Raw genomic sequence first — 15,163 nt, forward strand, 5'->3', positions numbered from 1 at the left:
GCCCGCCCATTACGACGCCTGCGACAGCGTCCGGAAAAACCGGCTGCGCGCCGCCAGCTCGCCCACCAGACCGCGCCGGAACGCCAGCACGCAGATGATGAAGATCGCGCCGATGACGATGGTCACGGACTCGCCGAGCGTCTGGAACCAGGGCACGCCCGTGACCGTCGCGAGCCAGTTGCCGATGTCGCCGAGCTTGTTCTCCAGCACGATGATCAACACCGCGCCAACTACCGGGCCGAGCATCGTTCCCAGACCACCCACGAGTGTCATCAGGATCACCATGCCCGACATGGTCCAGTGCACGTCGGTAAGCGTCTCGAAGCCCAGCACCACGGTCTTGGTCGAGCCCGCCAATGCCGCCAGCGTGGCCGACAGCACAAACGCCAGCAGCTTGAAACGATCAACGTCGTAACCGAGCGAGATCGCTCGCGGCTCGTTCTCTTTGATTGCCTTGAGCACCTGACCGAACGGCGAGTGCACGATGCGCATGATGAGCAGGAAGCCCAGCGCGCAAATGGCGAGCACCACGTAATACAGCGTGAGGTCCGAGTCGAGCGGCAGCACGCCGAAGAGACTGCCGCGCGGCACGCCTTGCAGACCGTCCTCTCCGCCCGTGAACGGGGCTTGCAGACAGAGGAAGTACAGCATCTGCGCCAGTGCCAGCGTAATCATCGCGAAGTAGATGCCCTGACGCCGAATCGCGAGCAGGCCGATGACGAGCCCCAGCACCGCCCCGGCGATCACGCCCGCGAGAATGCCGATCTCCGGCGTGAAGCCGAGATTCCGGATGGCGTAGCCAGTCACGTAGCCTGCGCTGCCGAAAAACGCCGCGTGACCGAACGACAGCAACCCCGTGAAGCCGAGCAGCAGATTGAACGCGCAGGCGAACAGTGCGAAGCACAGCACCTTCATGACAAAGACCGGATAGGCGCCGGCAAACGGCGCTGCGATCAGAGCGAGCAGCAGAAGGGAATAAAGCACCCGTTGTTGCGTCTGTTGTTGCATGGTTCTGCCCCTTACTTTTGTTTGCCGAACAGCCCAGCCGGGCGCAGCAGCAACACGATCACCATGATGACGAACACCACGGTCGCAGACGCTTCCGGGTAGAACACCTTGGTAAAGCCTTCGATCACGCCGAGCATCAGACCGGTCACGATCGAGCCCATGATGGAGCCCATGCCGCCGATCACGACCACCGCGAACACGGTGATGATCATCGATTGCCCCATGAGCGGCGAGATCTGGATGACGGGTGCGGCGAGCACGCCGGCAAACGCGGCCAGTGCCACGCCGAAGCCGTACGTCAGCGTGATCATGAGCGGGACGTTCACACCGAACGCTTCCACCAGTTTCGGGTTCTCCGTACCGGCGCGCAGATACGCGCCGATCTTCGTCTTCTCGATCACAAACCATGTCGCAAAGCACACGATGAGCGACGCCACCACGACCCATGCACGGTAGTTCGGCATGAACATGAAGCCGAGATTGGTCGCGCCGGACAGGGCTTCGGGGGCGTCGAAGGGCTGCCCCGACACACCGTAAATCGAGCGGAAGACACCCTCGAGCACGAGCGTGATGCCGAACGTGAGCAACAAGCCGTACAGGTGATCGAGTTTGTAGATCCAGCGCAGCATGGTGCGCTCGATGACAATGCCGATGACGCCCACCACAACGGGCGCGAGAATCAGCATGACCCAATAATTGAGGCCGAGATAATTGCCGCCCATCCAGGCAAGCATGGCGCCCAGCATGAACAACGCGCCGTGCGCGAAGTTGATCACGTTGAGCAAACCGAAAATCACTGCCAGGCCGAGGCTCAGCATGGCGTAGAACGAGCCGTTCACCAGTCCCAGCAGCAGTTGGCTCAACAGCGCCGGCAGGGGGATGCCTAGAAATTCCATCGAAATCGATTCTCTGGGAGAAAGGTCGCGACGGGACACACGTCCCGCCGCTGTCGTTGCATCGCTTTCAGATCGCGCCGATTACTTCGGGAGCTTGCAGGTCGATTCCGCCTCGGTCGTGAACGCCTTCTCGCCCGGGATCGTTGCGACAACCTTGTAGTAGTCCCACGGTGCCTTCGATTCCGCCTTCGACTTCACTTGCATCAGGTACATGTCGTGGACCATCGTGCCGTCCTTTCGGATGTAGCCCTTGCTGAACATGTCGTCGATCTTGATCTTGTGCAGTTGCTCCATGACCTTGTCGGCATCGGTGGTGCCGGCGGCCTGGACTGCCTTCAGATAGGTCGTCGTGGCCGAATAGTCGCCGGCCTGCAGGCTCGACGGCATCTTCTTCATCTTGTCGAAGTAACGCTTGGCGAAGGCACGGGTCTTCTCGTCCTTGTCCCAGTACCAGCTATCGGTCAGGTACATGCCCTCGGTGTTATCCAGACCGAGCGAGTGAATGTCGTTGATGAACACGAGCAGACCGGCGATCTGCATCTTGCCCTTGATACCGAATTCCTTCGCGGCCTTGATCGCATTGATGGTGTCGCCACCGGCATTGGCCAGACCCAGCACTTGCGCGCCCGAGGACTGAGCCTGCAGCAGATACGACGAGAAGTCCGACGCCGAGAGCGGGTGACGTACCTGCCCCTTCACGGTGCCGCCATTGGCCTTGACCACATCGGCCGTGGCCTTCTCCAGCGCGTGACCGAAGGCATAGTCGGCCGTCAGGAAGAACCACGACTTGCCGCCCGCCTTGACGACGGCCGAGCCCGTGCCGCGCGCCAGCGCGACGGTGTCATACGCGTAGTGCACGCCATACGGCTGGCACTGATCGTTGGTCAGGGCGTCCGAGCCGGCGCCAACGTTGATGTAGACCTTCTTCTTCTCGGCGGAGACCTTGTTCATCGCCAGACCGGTACCCGAGTTGGTACCGCCGATGAGCATGTCGACACCGCCACGATCGAACCATTCGCGCGCCTTCGACGCGGCGACGTCCGCCTTGTTCTGGTGATCGGCGGTGACCAGTTCGACCGGCTTGCCGAGGACCTTGCCGCCGAAGTCGGCGATGGCCATCTTGATGGCTTCCGCCCCCCCTTGCCCGTCGATGTCGGTGTACAGGCCCGACATATCGGTAATGAAACCGATCTTCACCGAATTGCCATCGGCATGGGCCTGCGAGGCCATTGCCGCAAAACCGAACGCAGCCGCAACGGCCAACGCTTTCATCCGCATCGTCATCTTCGTCTCCTTCGTGGATTGGATCGCCTGGGTCCATCGCCCGGAACATCGACGCTCCGGGTAGCTCACCTCATACGCCTAACAACTCGTGCAGCACCGGCATCTTCGTCTCCAGCTCCTGAGCGCCAAAGCGCTCCACGATCTTGCCGTGCTCCATCACATAGAAGCGATCGGCCAGCGGAGCCGCAAAACGGAAATTCTGTTCCACCATCACGATGGTGTAGCCCCTCGCCTTGAGCGTGGTGATCATGCGCGCCAATGTCTGCACGATCACCGGTGCAAGACCTTCGGAGATCTCGTCGAGCAGCAACAGGTTGGCGCCCGTGCGCAGAATGCGCGCCACGGCCAGCATTTGCTGCTCGCCACCCGACAGACGCGTGCCCTGACTGTGGCGCCGCTCCTTCAGGTTGGGGAACATGTCGTAGATCTCGTCGAGCGACATGCCGCGCCCACCGTCGTCGCGACGATTGCCGCTCATGCCGATATATGGCGGCAGCAGCAGGTTTTCCTCACATGACAGGCTCGCGAAAATACCGCGCTCTTCGGGGCAATAGCCCACGCCGTGATGCGCGACCTTGTACGTCGGCAAGTGAATGGTTTCTTCGCCGCCGATGCGGATCGACCCCTGACGCTGTCCGGTCAGGCCCATGATGGCGCGCAGTGTCGTGGTGCGTCCGGCGCCATTGCGCCCGAGCAGCGTGACGACTTCGCCACGCCCCACCGTCAGGTCCACGCCGTGCAGGATGTGCGATTCGCCGTACCAGGCCTGAAGTCCTTCGACTTCGAGTGCCGGGATGTTCGCGTTGCCCTTGCCGTTACCGTTACCGTTGCCGCCCCCATTCCCGTACATAACCGTCCTCACCCGTGGGCTCCCTGCATTTCACCGTCCGCGGTGCCCATATAGGCTTCCATCACCTGCGGATTCTTCGAGACTTCGTGATATGGCCCCTCGGCGAGCACCTCGCCGCGCTGAAGCACAGTGATGGTGTCGGAGATGCCCGCGATCACGTTCATGTTGTGCTCGACCATCAGGATCGTGCGGCCTGCCGACACCTTCTTGATGAGGGCTGTCACGCGATCGACGTCTTCGTGGCCCATGCCTTGCGTGGGTTCGTCGAGCAGCATTAGTTCGGGCTCCATAGCAAGCGTGGTTGCGATTTCGAGCGCGCGCTTGCGGCCGTATGGCAGCTCCACGGTCAGCGTATGGGCGAATTCGGTGAGACCGACCTCGGCGAGCAATGCCATCGCGCGTTCGTCGAGCTTGCGCAACGTGCGGCTGCTGCTCCAGAAGTGGAACGCGGTGCCCAGGTTGCGCTGCAGACCGATGCGCACGTTCTCGAGCACGGTGAGGTGCGGGAACACGGCCGAGATCTGAAACGAACGGATGATGCCGCGTCGTGCAATTTGCGCAGGCGCTTCGCGGGTGATGTCGTCACCGTTGAAGGTAATCGTTCCCGCGCTGGGGACCAGGAACTTGGTGAGCAGGTTGAAGCAAGTGGTCTTGCCTGCGCCATTCGGTCCGATGAGTGCATGAATGGTGCCGCGCGCAACGCGCAGGTCGACCCCGTTCACGGCGGTGAAGCCACGAAACTCTTTCGTGAGTCCGCGGGTTTCGAGAATGTAATCGTTGTTCGCCATGTCTCCTGCCACATTCCTGGTTGGCGGTGCGAGGCAGGTATGCGCCACGGCACCATCGTCTGTGACAACCGCAAGGCAGGCAGATGACGCTCTGGTTTGCGTCGTCGGCGAGATGCCCCGCGTCCCGCACGTGGCGCCGAATTCTTGGTTCGGTCGCACATAGGGAATCGTTATTGTGTGTGGTTTGCTGCAACGCGATCATTGGGATTTGCACTTAGCTTCGCAGCCCCGGAAACACGCATGCTCACACGTGTTTCAGAACGTTCGGTCACATGCTTCATAGATGCCCGCAGCCCTTATGGCACAAGGCTTTTGCGGCACACGCAAATGCGCGGTCGATAGCTTTTTGCGATGAGCTTTCGTCGTTCGCGCAACCGACATTAGGTATTACTACGTAAGTTTTTGGCGACTTGTCCGGAATTCCGGAAGTCGCCATCGGCATTCCCGTTCGCTTTTTGACTTCGTCTTTTCGGTGCCGGGCCCAAATGCGGCAAGAAATCAGAAATTCTCCAAAGTCCTTTCCCCCATTCTCGTGCCACGATTTTTCAACCGCCATCGGCATGACAAGGTTGGCGTTCGGCTAACGATCCAGGGAGAGAAAAATGAGCCAGGAATTCGTTTACCAGTTCGATATCAATGGCTATATCGTTATTCCCGCAGCGATACCTCAACCTCATCTTCAACGCCTGCAAAAATACTGGTGCAAGAACCTTATCGGGCACCCACTACACGACGTAAATTTCGACTGGGGCGACGATTGGCGCGGCCTTATCGATATTGAATCCGTCTATTCGTTCCTGGATATCGTCTACAGATCGAAATTTCGACTGGACCATATGTTTTGTGCCGATGAGCGCTTCGTCAGCAGCGGCGGCCAACTGCACCATCAGGCAGACATGTTCGACGAAGGCATCTATTACTGGGTGCGAAATCGACGCATTCACAGCGGCCTTGTCGCGGTTCAATACGCAATCTCGGACATCGGGGCAACGACGAACCACTTCTGCTGCATTCCCGGGTCACATCGGGCCAACTTCCCGGTTCCGGACCGGTACCGAAACCTCTCGGAAAACCTGTTGCTACGCCACGTCTATCTCCAAGCCGGGGACGCCGTGGTCTTCTCTGAAGCACTCGTTCACGGAACCTTCAGAGTCGCAAACTCAGGCCCGAGGCGAAGCGTGTTCGCTAGGTACATGAACAATCACTCCTACTTTAGAAGACCTCCTGCACATCGCGATATCGCCTCCCTCCCCCCCACGCCAAACCATTCCGCATCATCTGAAGCACAAATCTTCTCAACCAGCGATTTGACGCCCAGGCAGCGGCAACTGGTCGTTGAACCTGCCTACGCGCGGGGCCACGCACCCGTAAGGAGCTAAACGAATATGGATCCAGTCAGCGTTAAAGCTGTCGTTCGGGGGCCTCAAGGAATCCTCTTCCTCAAAAATCCACGCAACGAACTTGAGTTGCCAGGAGGCAGACCCGACCATGGAGAAACGCTTGAATCCGCCTTGACTCGGGAAATGGAGGAAGAATGCGGCCTCAGCATCACCTCGGCGACTTACATGGGAAGTCAATCCTGCGAAATCGTACCTGGGAGGAGCGTTCTGCTCGTTTTCTTTTACTGCACGCTCCCTGAAGGTCGCCTCGTACTGAGCGACGAGCATACCGCCTACGAATGGGTCGATCTCGATGCCGAGCCGCCCCACAACATGCCGAGCGTCTATTGGGAATTCTGCACTCAGCTGAGAAGTGGCCACAATGCGTCGGAATACGCTGGCGCGGCACGGCCCGAATACCCCCTGCACACCGGAGAAGCAGACAGGCAACGGCTTATGGTCACTGCGCAGGTGTACAACGCCGCCACGACCGAGTTCCTACGAAAGTTCTTGCCGAAAACCGGCCGCATCCTTGAGGTCGGCTGCGGCCACGGACAAATCGCTCAATGGCTTGCCTCCAACGTCCCCGACGCCACTGTCATCGGTCTCGACAACGATGCTGACCAAATCTCCCTCGCCAGATCGGCCGCTACAGCACACGGAATCACCAATCTTTCCTTTCGAGTCGGCGATCTGAATGATCTGGCAAGTCTCTCTCAATTCGAAAAAAAATTCGAACTCATAACCTGCCGGTTTACCCTCCTGCATATCGGGCAACGCCGCCCCGTTATAGAAGCACTACTCGATCTCTTAACGCCGTCCGGCATTTTGGTCGTCGAAGAGCCATCCCTCGGAAGCTTATTCTGCATGCCCCCCGTGGCAGGTTTCGAGCAAGCCAATGCGGCAATCAGCGCATATGGTGAAAGCAGAGGCGTCGACTACGACTGCATCGAAGATATTTGGTCAATCGTCACGAAGATGAACGTCCAAATCAGGGATGCCAGATTCAGTCAACCCACCGTCTGGAAAAAGGAGCACAAGGCGCTCGTCAAACTGTCATTTCAGCAGTTTTCGCCACAGCTCATTGCGCATGGAATACTCGAAAAGAATCAGGCGAGCCGTATCGAGCAGTCACTTGATAACGAGTACATGGACGACCTTGTGATTTCCGGAGGATTGCGAACGTTGCAGGTTGCCCTGTCGGTCAAGGGGCGGCGGTGATGAGATTCAATGTCGAGTCGATTTCGCAAGGCATTTATCAGGATATTCCGTGTGAAGACGTCGTCGGATACCTTCAGCGTGAGCGCTCAATTCTTGCATGGGCCATTGACGGCGCATCCACGCTCACCGAATCGCCATTCGCGACTTTCGATGGCATCTCAGATGCGGGATGGTTTGCACGAAGACTGGCCGACTTGCTGCGACAGCTCGATACCGCCGCCTTCTGCAAATCGACACTGCGTGATGGCCTGAATATGCTTCGACAAGCGTATTGTGCCGCGTCGAAACGCATCCCGCCCCTGGAAGAATGGCCGGTGGCAGCAGCCACCATCGTCGAAATAGATTGCAGCGTTGGCACAACGTTGACGCTCTCCATCTATCGTTATGCGGACTGCTTTGACCTGATTCATCAGGGGGCGCTCCCCCCTTCAAACCGAGACAAACCATCGGCGCCACAATGTCCGTCCTATGACCCATGGAAGCCCTGCTCAGGTTTCCGAGGACAACCCCTCGAGCAATTACGACAACGAAGGCGCCAACAGCAGCGAAACGAATTGAGTACCGCACTCACGTTAAACCCGATAAGTGCCCTGAACGCCACGGAAGCACATCTGACAATCGGCACGCCTGCTCACATTCTCCTTGGCACCGATGGCCTCGCACGTGTATGGGAAACATACCATCTGATGCCCCGGGAGCAAGCCATACCATTGATCGCAAGAACCGGGTTATCCACACTGCTCAAGATCCTGAGAGATCACGAGGCAACGATCCCTGCCGGCCAGACGAGCGACAAAAGAAGAGACGACGCTAGCGGCATCTCCATCTCTCTTCTTTAGAAACCAGCGTCGCCGTCGTCGAGCAACCTACCCTCGCACCTTCATCACCGCCTGGCTTTGCGTGCCGCACGAATCATGTCGCTCGCGCGCTCGGCAATCATGATCGTCGGCGAGTTCGTGTTGCCCGAGGTGATCACCGGCATGACGGACGCATCGACCACTCGCAGGTTCTGCACACCACGCACGCGCAACTGCGCGTCGACAACAGCATCGGGATCGTCGGCGCGACCCATGCGGCAGGTGCCGACCGGATGGAAGATCGTCGTGCCAATCTCGCCCGCCGCCCGCATCAGGTCTTCATCGCTCTGAAACGCGGGGCCCGGCAGATATTCACGCGGCTCGTAACGCGCAAATGCGGGTGCGCCCACGATACGACGCGTCAACTTGATGGCATCCGCCGCCACGCGCAAGTCCGCTTGCGTCGACAGATAGTGCGGTGCGATGTTCGGCGCAACGCGTGCATCCGGCGATGTCAGATGCACATTGCCGCGCGACGTCGGTCGCAGATTGCACACCGACGCCGTGAACGCATTGAATTTGTGCAACGGCTCGCCGAAGCGATCGAGCGATAACGGCTGTACGTGATATTCGAGATCGGGACGCGTCATGTCGTCGCGACTGCGGGCGAACGCTCCCAATTGCGAGGGCGCCATGCTCATCGGCCCGCGCTGCGCGAACGCGTATTGCATGCCGATCTTGAGCTTGCCGAGCCAACTGTTGGCCGTGAGATTCAGTGTCGTGACGCCGCGCAGTTTGTACACCGTGCGCAATTGCAGATGGTCCTGAAGGTTCTCGCCAACCCCCGGCAGATCGGCGACGACATCGATACCGAAACCCCGCAGACGCTCGCCATTGCCGATGCCCGAAACCTCGAGCAAATGCGGCGAATTCACCGCGCCCGCCGCAAGAATCACCTCGGCGAGCGCAAGCGCCGTGAAGTCTTCGTTGCCGCCACGATAGGCCACGCCAGTGCAACGCGTGCCCTCGAACATCAGGCGGCTCACACTCGCGCCCGTGATCACCGTCAGATTCGGTCGCTGCGAAGCCGGGCGCAAGAAGCCTTTCGCCGCACTCCAGCGCACACCGCGTCGCTGGTTCACTTCGAAATAGCCAATGCCGAAGTTGTCACCTCGATTGAAGTCGTCGGTCTTGGGAATGCCGACCTGCTCGGCGGCGTCGGCGAACGAGTCGAGCACTCGCCACGACAGACGCTGTTTCTCGACGCGCCACTCGCCACCGCTTCCGTGAAACTCGGTGCTGCCCTTGTAGTGATCCTCGCTGCGCTTGAACAGCGGCAGCACGTTGTCCCACCGCCAGCCGTCGTCGCCCGTCGCGTCGGCCCACACGTCGTAGTCCTCGCGCTGACCGCGCATATAGATCATGCCGTTGATCGACGAACTCCCGCCCAGCACCCGGCCACGCGGATACGCAAGCGAGCGGCCGCCGAGCCCCGCCTCCGGCTGCGTGCGATACAACCAGTCCGTGCGCGGATTGCCGATGCAATAGAGATAGCCGACGGGGATGTGAATCCAGTGGTAGTCGTCCTTGCCGCCCGCTTCGAGCAACAGCACGTTGACGTCGGGGTCCTGCGTGAGCCGATTGGCCAGCACGCATCCGGCCGAGCCGGCCCCCACGATGATGTAATCGAAGCTTTCCTGCTTCGCTGCCTGCTTGCTCATTCCCGCATGTCTCCGTCGATGGCGCGGCACTCGCCATGGTGCGGTGCCGGCTCTGGTGCGGCACCCGACTGGGGTGGACTGTCGCCCACCGCTCCGGGTTCATTTTGTCCGCGACGCCGCAATATCAGCATCGCTCATGTTGATTCCCCCGACTCACGCCTGCCCGCTATTTGCCCGGCAGCACGTACCCCGGCAACACCAAGCGTACTGCGGGACACCGAGGCAAGCCAATGAGAAATTATCAAAAGCAATATAAGATCGCCTTATGTTGCCCGGCCACCCATCGGGCAGCGCCTGCTCACGGCCGTCTCATGGAACTTGCCCACCTTCGCGCTTTCGTCGCCATCGCCCACGAAGGCAACCTCACCCGCGCTGCGCAGCGACTGCACCTGACGCAACCGGCGGTCAGTCTGCAGGTCAGGGCGCTTCAGGAAGCGTTGCGCCTGACGCTCTTCACGCGCACCGCCCAGGGATTGGCGCTCACGCGTGACGCTCAGGCGCTCTTGCCGCTGGCCGAACGCATGCTCACGGCGCTTGCCGACCTTCAGCAGGCCGCCGGCGCGCTACGCGACACCGTGCGAGGACGACTGCGCATAGGCACGATACTCGATCCCGAGTTCACCCGGCTGGGGGCGTTTCTCAAGCGCCTCGTCGAGTCCTACCCGCAGATCGAGACGGCATTGCGCCACGGCATGTCCGGCTCCGTGCTGCAACAGTTGGGACGTGGCGAACTCGACGTCGGCTTCTATCTCGGCCGCCCCGATCCGGAACGCTTCCACGCCATAACTCTCACGCCGTTCTCGTATCAGGTGCTGGCGCCCGCCGGCTGGCGGGAGCGGGTGGCCAGACGCGGCTGGCGCGAACTCGCCGCGCTGCCCTGGATCTGGACACCGCCCGAGTCGGCCCACCATCGTCTACTCTCGGAATTGTTCGGCGCGCTGGGCGTGTCGCCCATCAAGGTCGCGGAAGTGGATCAGGAACCGTCGATGCTCGATCTGGTGAAGTCCGGTATCGGGCTGTCGCTCGTGCGCGACTCGATTGCCCTGCGCGAGGCCCGTGCCCACGGTCTGGTCATCGCCGACGGCGTGGCGGTGCCGACCGAACTCACGTTCGTCACGCTGGCCGCGCGGCGCGACGAGCCCGCCATCGCGGCGGCCCTGCAATTGGTCGCGGCCGTATGGGCCTGAGCCACGTGTGCGCTTGCGACTCCCCCGGATCACCATTCCGGCGCATAATCCATGCCTGCTCAGGCCGTCAGTTCACGACATTCGAAATGGCCGCTCTCCTCGCAATACATGCCTACGTCATGGCGCGCCCCCGCTGCCCTGCCATGCCGGAACTCGTCTAACGCTCTAGAATTTAATACTCTCTTCGAGGAGTCGATCATGTCTGTGAGAATGGAACGCGATACTTTCGGCGAAATTGCCGTGCCCGCCGATCGTCTGTGGGGTGCCCAAACGCAGCGCTCGCTGCAGAACTTCAAGATCTCCACCGAGAAGATGCCGCGCGAACTCGTGCGTGCGCTCGCTCGCGTGAAGCGCGCCGCAGCCGAGGTCAACAAGGACCTGGGCGTGCTCGACGCCAAGAAGGCCGACGCCATCATCAAGGCCGCCGACGAAGTCATCGAAGGCAAGCATGACGACGAATTCCCGCTGGCCGTGTGGCAGACCGGCTCGGGCACGCAGTCGAACATGAACATGAACGAAGTGCTCGCGAATCGCGCCAGCGAACTGCTCGGCGGTGTGCGTGGCGAAGAGCGCAGCGTGCATCCCAACGACGACGTGAACAAGGGCCAGTCGTCGAACGACGTGTTCCCGACAGCCATGAGCGTCGCCGCACTCGACGCCCTCGTCAACCACCTCAAGCCCAGCGTCGGCCAGTTGCGCGATACGCTTGCCGCCAAGGCTCACGCCTACGACGACATCGTCAAGATCGGCCGCACCCACCTTCAGGACGCCACGCCGCTCACGCTCGGTCAGGAGATCTCGGGCTGGGTCGCGCAGATCGACCACAGCCTGAAGCACGTGGCCGACGCCCTGCCCCACGTGGCGGAACTCGCGCTCGGCGGCACGGCCGTTGGCACAGGCCTGAATGCCCATCCGGAGTTCGCAAAGAAGGTGGCCGACACGCTCGCGCGCGACACCGGCCTGCCGTTCGTTACCGCGCCCAACAAGTTTGAAGCCCTCGCGGCCAACGACGCCATCGTCAACGCACACGGCACGCTCAAGACGCTCGCCGCCAGCCTGATGAAGATTGCCAACGACGTTCGCTGGCTGGCCAGCGGCCCGCGTTGCGGCATTGGCGAACTGACGATTCCGGAAAACGAACCGGGCAGCTCGATCATGCCGGGCAAGGTCAACCCGACTCAGTGCGAGGCGATGACGATGCTGTGCTGCCAGGTGCTGGGGAACGACGTGGCAATCAACGTCGGCGGCTCGATGGGCAACTTCGAGCTGAACGTGTTCAAGCCGATGCTCATCCACAACTTCCTGCAAAGCGTGCGCGTGCTCGCCGACGGGGCCGTGAGCTTCAACGACAACTGCGCCATCGGTATCGAACCGAACCGCGCCCGCATCGGCTCGCTGCTCGAAGAATCGCTCATGCTCGTGACGGCGCTCAACCCGCACATCGGCTACGACAAGGCCGCGCAGATCGCGAAAAAGGCGCACAAGGAAGGCACCACGCTCAAGGCAGCCGCCCTCGCGCTCGGCCACGTGACGAGCGAACAGTTCGACGCGTGGGTGCGCCCCGAGCAAATGGTCGGCAAACGCTGATCGCCCGCTAACGCATGCCTATTTCGCCGTTACCTCCGCTGCATTGCCTGATCGCTTTCGACGCCGCCGTGCGGCACGCGAGCTTCACCCGGGCCGCAGCGGAGCTGAACCTCACGCAAAGCGCCGTGAGCCGGCAGATCGCGCAGCTCGAAGAGTTCCTCGGGCGCGCGCTCTTCACGCGCGAACATCGCACGCTGCGGCTGACCGTGGCCGGGCAACGCTACGCCGAGCAGATCCAGCGGCTGCTCGGCGAGTGCGCCGAAGCCACCGCCGATCTGATGAAGCGGCGCGGCGATCTCGAACTCACCGTGGCCTGTTCGTCGGGCGTGGCCGTGTTGTGGATGACGCCGCAACTCATGCGCTTTCGCGCGGCCCATCCCGACGTGAAGATTCGCGTGATCGTGAAAGACGGCATCACATCGCTGTCCGCGTCGGAGTTCGATCTCGGCGTGTATTACGTGCGTAACGACCTGCCGCCGGACTTCGCCGGCCGGCGTCTCTTCGACGAGGATGTCTTCCCCGTCTGCTCCCCCGCGTATCTCAACGGACGCAAGCTCAAGCCCGCCGATCTCGTCAACGAGACGCTGCTGCTCATCGAAGACGGCCAGCGAAAGTGGATGTCGTGGCCCGACTGGTTCGAGTTGCAAGGCGTGAGCGCCCCGAAATTCCCGCGCATGGTGAGCGCCAATTACTATCCGCTGCTGGTGCAGATGGCCATCGAAGGGGGTGGCATGGTGATGGGATGGCGTCACATGATCGATCCCTGTCTCGACGCCGGCCTGCTCGTTCGCGCCTGCGACGCGACCGCGAGTCTGGGCGGCGGCTACTATCTCGTGTGGCCTGCCGAGCGCCACGAGCATGCCGCAGCGCGAATTTTCCGCAATTGGATTTATTCGGAAACCCGTTTCCCATCATAGGGGTTACGTGATATTTCGAAAGTTGCCATGCGCTGCACGCATGGCAACATGCGGAATTATCGTTTGGCCTGTCATTTTGTCTGCACTATTTTGTGTTCCATCCGCACACGTGAATCGAGGCCGCCGGCGTGCTTTGCCCGGCTTCGGCGAACGTGATCCGACAAAAGCAGGCGTATTACCGGCATGACGTGAATGCAAAGCACGCGACGGACGCCACCCATCCTCCGGGAGACCCAGATGCAGGCGACCTACGCAGTGCCTCAAGACAAAATGGCTCGTCAACGCCGTCACGCGATCGTGGCGACGGTGATCGGCAACGGTCTTGAATGGTTCGACTTCACCGTTTATAGCTTCTTCGCAGCCATCATCGCGAAGCAGTTCTTCCCCACCGGCGACGACCTGTCGTCGTTCCTGCTCGCTGTTGCAACCTTCGGCGTGGGCTTCTTCATGCGCCCGGTCGGCGGCATCGTGCTCGGAATCTATTCCGACCGCGTGGGCCGCAAGGCAGCGCTCTCGCTCACCATTCTGCTCATGGCCGCCGGCACCGCGATGATCGGTCTGGCCCCGACCTACGATCAGATCGGTCTGGCCGCCCCCCTCATCATCGTGCTCGCGCGTTTGCTGCAAGGCTTTTCGGCCGGCGGCGAAATGGGCGGCGCCACGGCGTTCCTGACCGAATATGCACCCGCCAATCAGCGCGCGTACTACTCCGCATGGATTCAATCGAGCATTGGCTTCGCGGTGTTGCTCGGCGCGGCCGTGGGCACGTTCGTCACGACCGAGCTGGACAAGGCATCGCTCGAATCGTGGGGCTGGCGTGTGCCGTTCATCGTCGGCATGCTGATCGGTCCGGTGGGGTTCTACATCCGTAACAAGATCGACGAAACGCCGACGTTCCAACATGCCGAGAAGTCGGATACGCCATTGCGCGACGTGTTCTCGCAGTATCCGCGTGAGACGCTCGCCAGCTTCTCCATGGTCGTGCTGTGGACGATCTGCACCTACGTGTTGCTGTTCTACATGCCGACGTATGCCCAGCGCGTGCTCAAGCTGCCGGCGTCCAACGGCTTCACGGCAGGCATGGTCGGCGGTGCGATGATTCTCGTGTTCGCACCGGTGGTGGGACGTCTCGCCGATCGCTACGGCCGCCGCCCGTTCCTGTCGGGTTCGGCGCTGCTGATCCTGCTGCTCGCATGGCCGATGTTCACCTACCTGAACGTGGCTCCGGGTCTGCCATCGCTGCTCACGTTCCAGATCGTCTTCGGTCTGCTCATCGCCTGCTATACCGGCCCGATCCTCGCGGCGTTCGCCGAGTTGTTCCCGGCGAAAGTGCTCTCGACGGGTCTGTCGGTGGCGTACAACTTCGCCGTGACGATCTTCGGCGGCTTCGCTGCCCTCATCATCACGTGGCTGATTGCCCGCACGGGCAGCAACATGGCCCCGGCGATCTACGTGATCATCGCCGCGACCATCAGCCTGATCGGTACGCGCTTCGTGAAGCCGCTGCCCAAGGCCTGAGTTTTCTCTC

The 15,163-nt window shown here is 61.1% G+C and carries 13 protein-coding genes; 7 read left to right on the forward strand and 6 right to left on the reverse strand.

What is annotated here, in order from left to right:
- Window positions 1-9: 9 nt before the first annotated feature.
- The 5 genes from PI93_RS24410 to PI93_RS24430 all read right to left on the reverse strand — a co-directional run bounded on the left by PI93_RS24410 (window position 10) and on the right by PI93_RS24430 (window position 4,826).
- On the reverse strand, window positions 10-1,008 hold the full coding sequence (locus PI93_RS24410; RefSeq protein ID WP_039366303.1) for a branched-chain amino acid ABC transporter permease: 999 nt from the start codon (window positions 1,006-1,008) through the stop codon (window positions 10-12).
- 11 nt (window positions 1,009-1,019) lie between these two features.
- Window positions 1,020-1,904: a branched-chain amino acid ABC transporter permease gene (locus PI93_RS24415; protein WP_039366299.1), complete on the reverse strand. Its 885-nt coding sequence runs from the start codon at window positions 1,902-1,904 to the stop codon at window positions 1,020-1,022.
- Window positions 1,905-1,985: 81 nt separating this feature from the next.
- Window positions 1,986-3,182, reverse strand: coding sequence for an ABC transporter substrate-binding protein (locus PI93_RS24420; protein ID WP_039366574.1), 1,197 nt, complete (start codon window positions 3,180-3,182; stop codon window positions 1,986-1,988).
- 76 nt (window positions 3,183-3,258) lie between these two features.
- Entirely contained in the window at window positions 3,259-4,038 is a 780-nt protein-coding gene (locus tag PI93_RS24425; protein ID WP_039366297.1) for an ABC transporter ATP-binding protein, read from the reverse strand.
- Between the two features lie 8 nt (window positions 4,039-4,046).
- On the reverse strand, window positions 4,047-4,826 hold the full coding sequence (locus tag PI93_RS24430) for an ABC transporter ATP-binding protein (RefSeq protein WP_039366294.1): 780 nt from the start codon (window positions 4,824-4,826) through the stop codon (window positions 4,047-4,049).
- A 602-nt stretch (window positions 4,827-5,428) separates the two neighbouring features.
- On the opposite strand from PI93_RS24430, the gene PI93_RS24435 reads away from it, so the two are divergent.
- The 3 genes from PI93_RS24435 to PI93_RS24445 are packed head-to-tail and all read left to right on the forward strand — an operon-like array spanning window position 5,429 to window position 8,265.
- Window positions 5,429-6,205, forward strand: a complete 777-nt coding sequence (locus PI93_RS24435; protein WP_039366291.1) for a phytanoyl-CoA dioxygenase family protein — start codon at window positions 5,429-5,431, stop codon at window positions 6,203-6,205.
- 6 nt (window positions 6,206-6,211) lie between these two features.
- Entirely contained in the window at window positions 6,212-7,426 is a 1,215-nt protein-coding gene (locus tag PI93_RS24440) for a methyltransferase domain-containing protein (protein WP_080759032.1), read from the forward strand.
- Entirely contained in the window at window positions 7,426-8,265 is an 840-nt protein-coding gene (locus PI93_RS24445) for a hypothetical protein (RefSeq protein ID WP_236105679.1), read from the forward strand. Before PI93_RS24440 ends, PI93_RS24445 begins: the two co-directional genes overlap by 1 nt.
- 44 nt (window positions 8,266-8,309) lie before the next feature.
- On the opposite strand, the gene PI93_RS24450 is transcribed toward PI93_RS24445, so the two are convergent.
- Window positions 8,310-9,944, reverse strand: a complete 1,635-nt coding sequence (locus PI93_RS24450; protein ID WP_039366288.1) for a GMC family oxidoreductase — start codon at window positions 9,942-9,944, stop codon at window positions 8,310-8,312.
- A gap of 311 nt (window positions 9,945-10,255) precedes the next feature.
- On the opposite strand from PI93_RS24450, the gene PI93_RS24455 reads away from it, so the two are divergent.
- From PI93_RS24455 to PI93_RS24470, 4 genes are all read left to right on the forward strand, one after another.
- On the forward strand, window positions 10,256-11,131 hold the full coding sequence (locus PI93_RS24455; RefSeq protein WP_039366285.1) for a LysR family transcriptional regulator: 876 nt from the start codon (window positions 10,256-10,258) through the stop codon (window positions 11,129-11,131).
- Between the two features lie 198 nt (window positions 11,132-11,329).
- Window positions 11,330-12,718: a class II fumarate hydratase gene (gene fumC, locus PI93_RS24460; protein ID WP_080759030.1), complete on the forward strand. Its 1,389-nt coding sequence runs from the start codon at window positions 11,330-11,332 to the stop codon at window positions 12,716-12,718.
- A 14-nt stretch (window positions 12,719-12,732) separates the two neighbouring features.
- Window positions 12,733-13,635 (forward strand): LysR substrate-binding domain-containing protein, encoded by a 903-nt coding sequence (locus PI93_RS24465; protein ID WP_039366280.1) that lies wholly within the window; start codon window positions 12,733-12,735, stop codon window positions 13,633-13,635.
- A 237-nt stretch (window positions 13,636-13,872) separates the two neighbouring features.
- Window positions 13,873-15,153, forward strand: coding sequence for an MFS transporter (locus PI93_RS24470; protein WP_039366277.1), 1,281 nt, complete (start codon window positions 13,873-13,875; stop codon window positions 15,151-15,153).
- Window positions 15,154-15,163: the final 10 nt, after the last annotated feature.

This window comes from Pandoraea fibrosis (assembly GCF_000807775.2).
In the GTDB taxonomy this organism is placed as follows: domain Bacteria; phylum Pseudomonadota; class Gammaproteobacteria; order Burkholderiales; family Burkholderiaceae; genus Pandoraea; species Pandoraea fibrosis.

What these genes read in the sequence shown, in the direction of transcription:
- PI93_RS24445 (WP_236105679.1), top strand. Translation starts at nt 7,426, where the DNA reads ATGAGATTCAATGTCGAGTCGATTTCGCAAGGCATTTATCAGGATATT.
- PI93_RS24455 (WP_039366285.1), top strand. Translation starts at nt 10,256, where the DNA reads ATGGAACTTGCCCACCTTCGCGCTTTCGTCGCCATCGCCCACGAAGGC.
- PI93_RS24420 (WP_039366574.1), bottom strand. Translation starts at nt 3,182, where the DNA reads ATGCGGATGAAAGCGTTGGCCGTTGCGGCTGCGTTCGGTTTTGCGGCA.
- PI93_RS24450 (WP_039366288.1), bottom strand. Translation starts at nt 9,944, where the DNA reads ATGAGCAAGCAGGCAGCGAAGCAGGAAAGCTTCGATTACATCATCGTG.
- PI93_RS24470 (WP_039366277.1), top strand. Translation starts at nt 13,873, where the DNA reads ATGCAGGCGACCTACGCAGTGCCTCAAGACAAAATGGCTCGTCAACGC.
- PI93_RS24410 (WP_039366303.1), bottom strand. Translation starts at nt 1,008, where the DNA reads ATGCAACAACAGACGCAACAACGGGTGCTTTATTCCCTTCTGCTGCTC.
- fumC (WP_080759030.1), top strand. Translation starts at nt 11,330, where the DNA reads ATGTCTGTGAGAATGGAACGCGATACTTTCGGCGAAATTGCCGTGCCC.
- PI93_RS24440 (WP_080759032.1), top strand. Translation starts at nt 6,212, where the DNA reads ATGGATCCAGTCAGCGTTAAAGCTGTCGTTCGGGGGCCTCAAGGAATC.
- PI93_RS24430 (WP_039366294.1), bottom strand. Translation starts at nt 4,826, where the DNA reads ATGGCGAACAACGATTACATTCTCGAAACCCGCGGACTCACGAAAGAG.
- PI93_RS24425 (WP_039366297.1), bottom strand. Translation starts at nt 4,038, where the DNA reads ATGTACGGGAATGGGGGCGGCAACGGTAACGGTAACGGCAAGGGCAAC.
- PI93_RS24415 (WP_039366299.1), bottom strand. Translation starts at nt 1,904, where the DNA reads ATGGAATTTCTAGGCATCCCCCTGCCGGCGCTGTTGAGCCAACTGCTG.
- PI93_RS24465 (WP_039366280.1), top strand. Translation starts at nt 12,733, where the DNA reads ATGCCTATTTCGCCGTTACCTCCGCTGCATTGCCTGATCGCTTTCGAC.
- PI93_RS24435 (WP_039366291.1), top strand. Translation starts at nt 5,429, where the DNA reads ATGAGCCAGGAATTCGTTTACCAGTTCGATATCAATGGCTATATCGTT.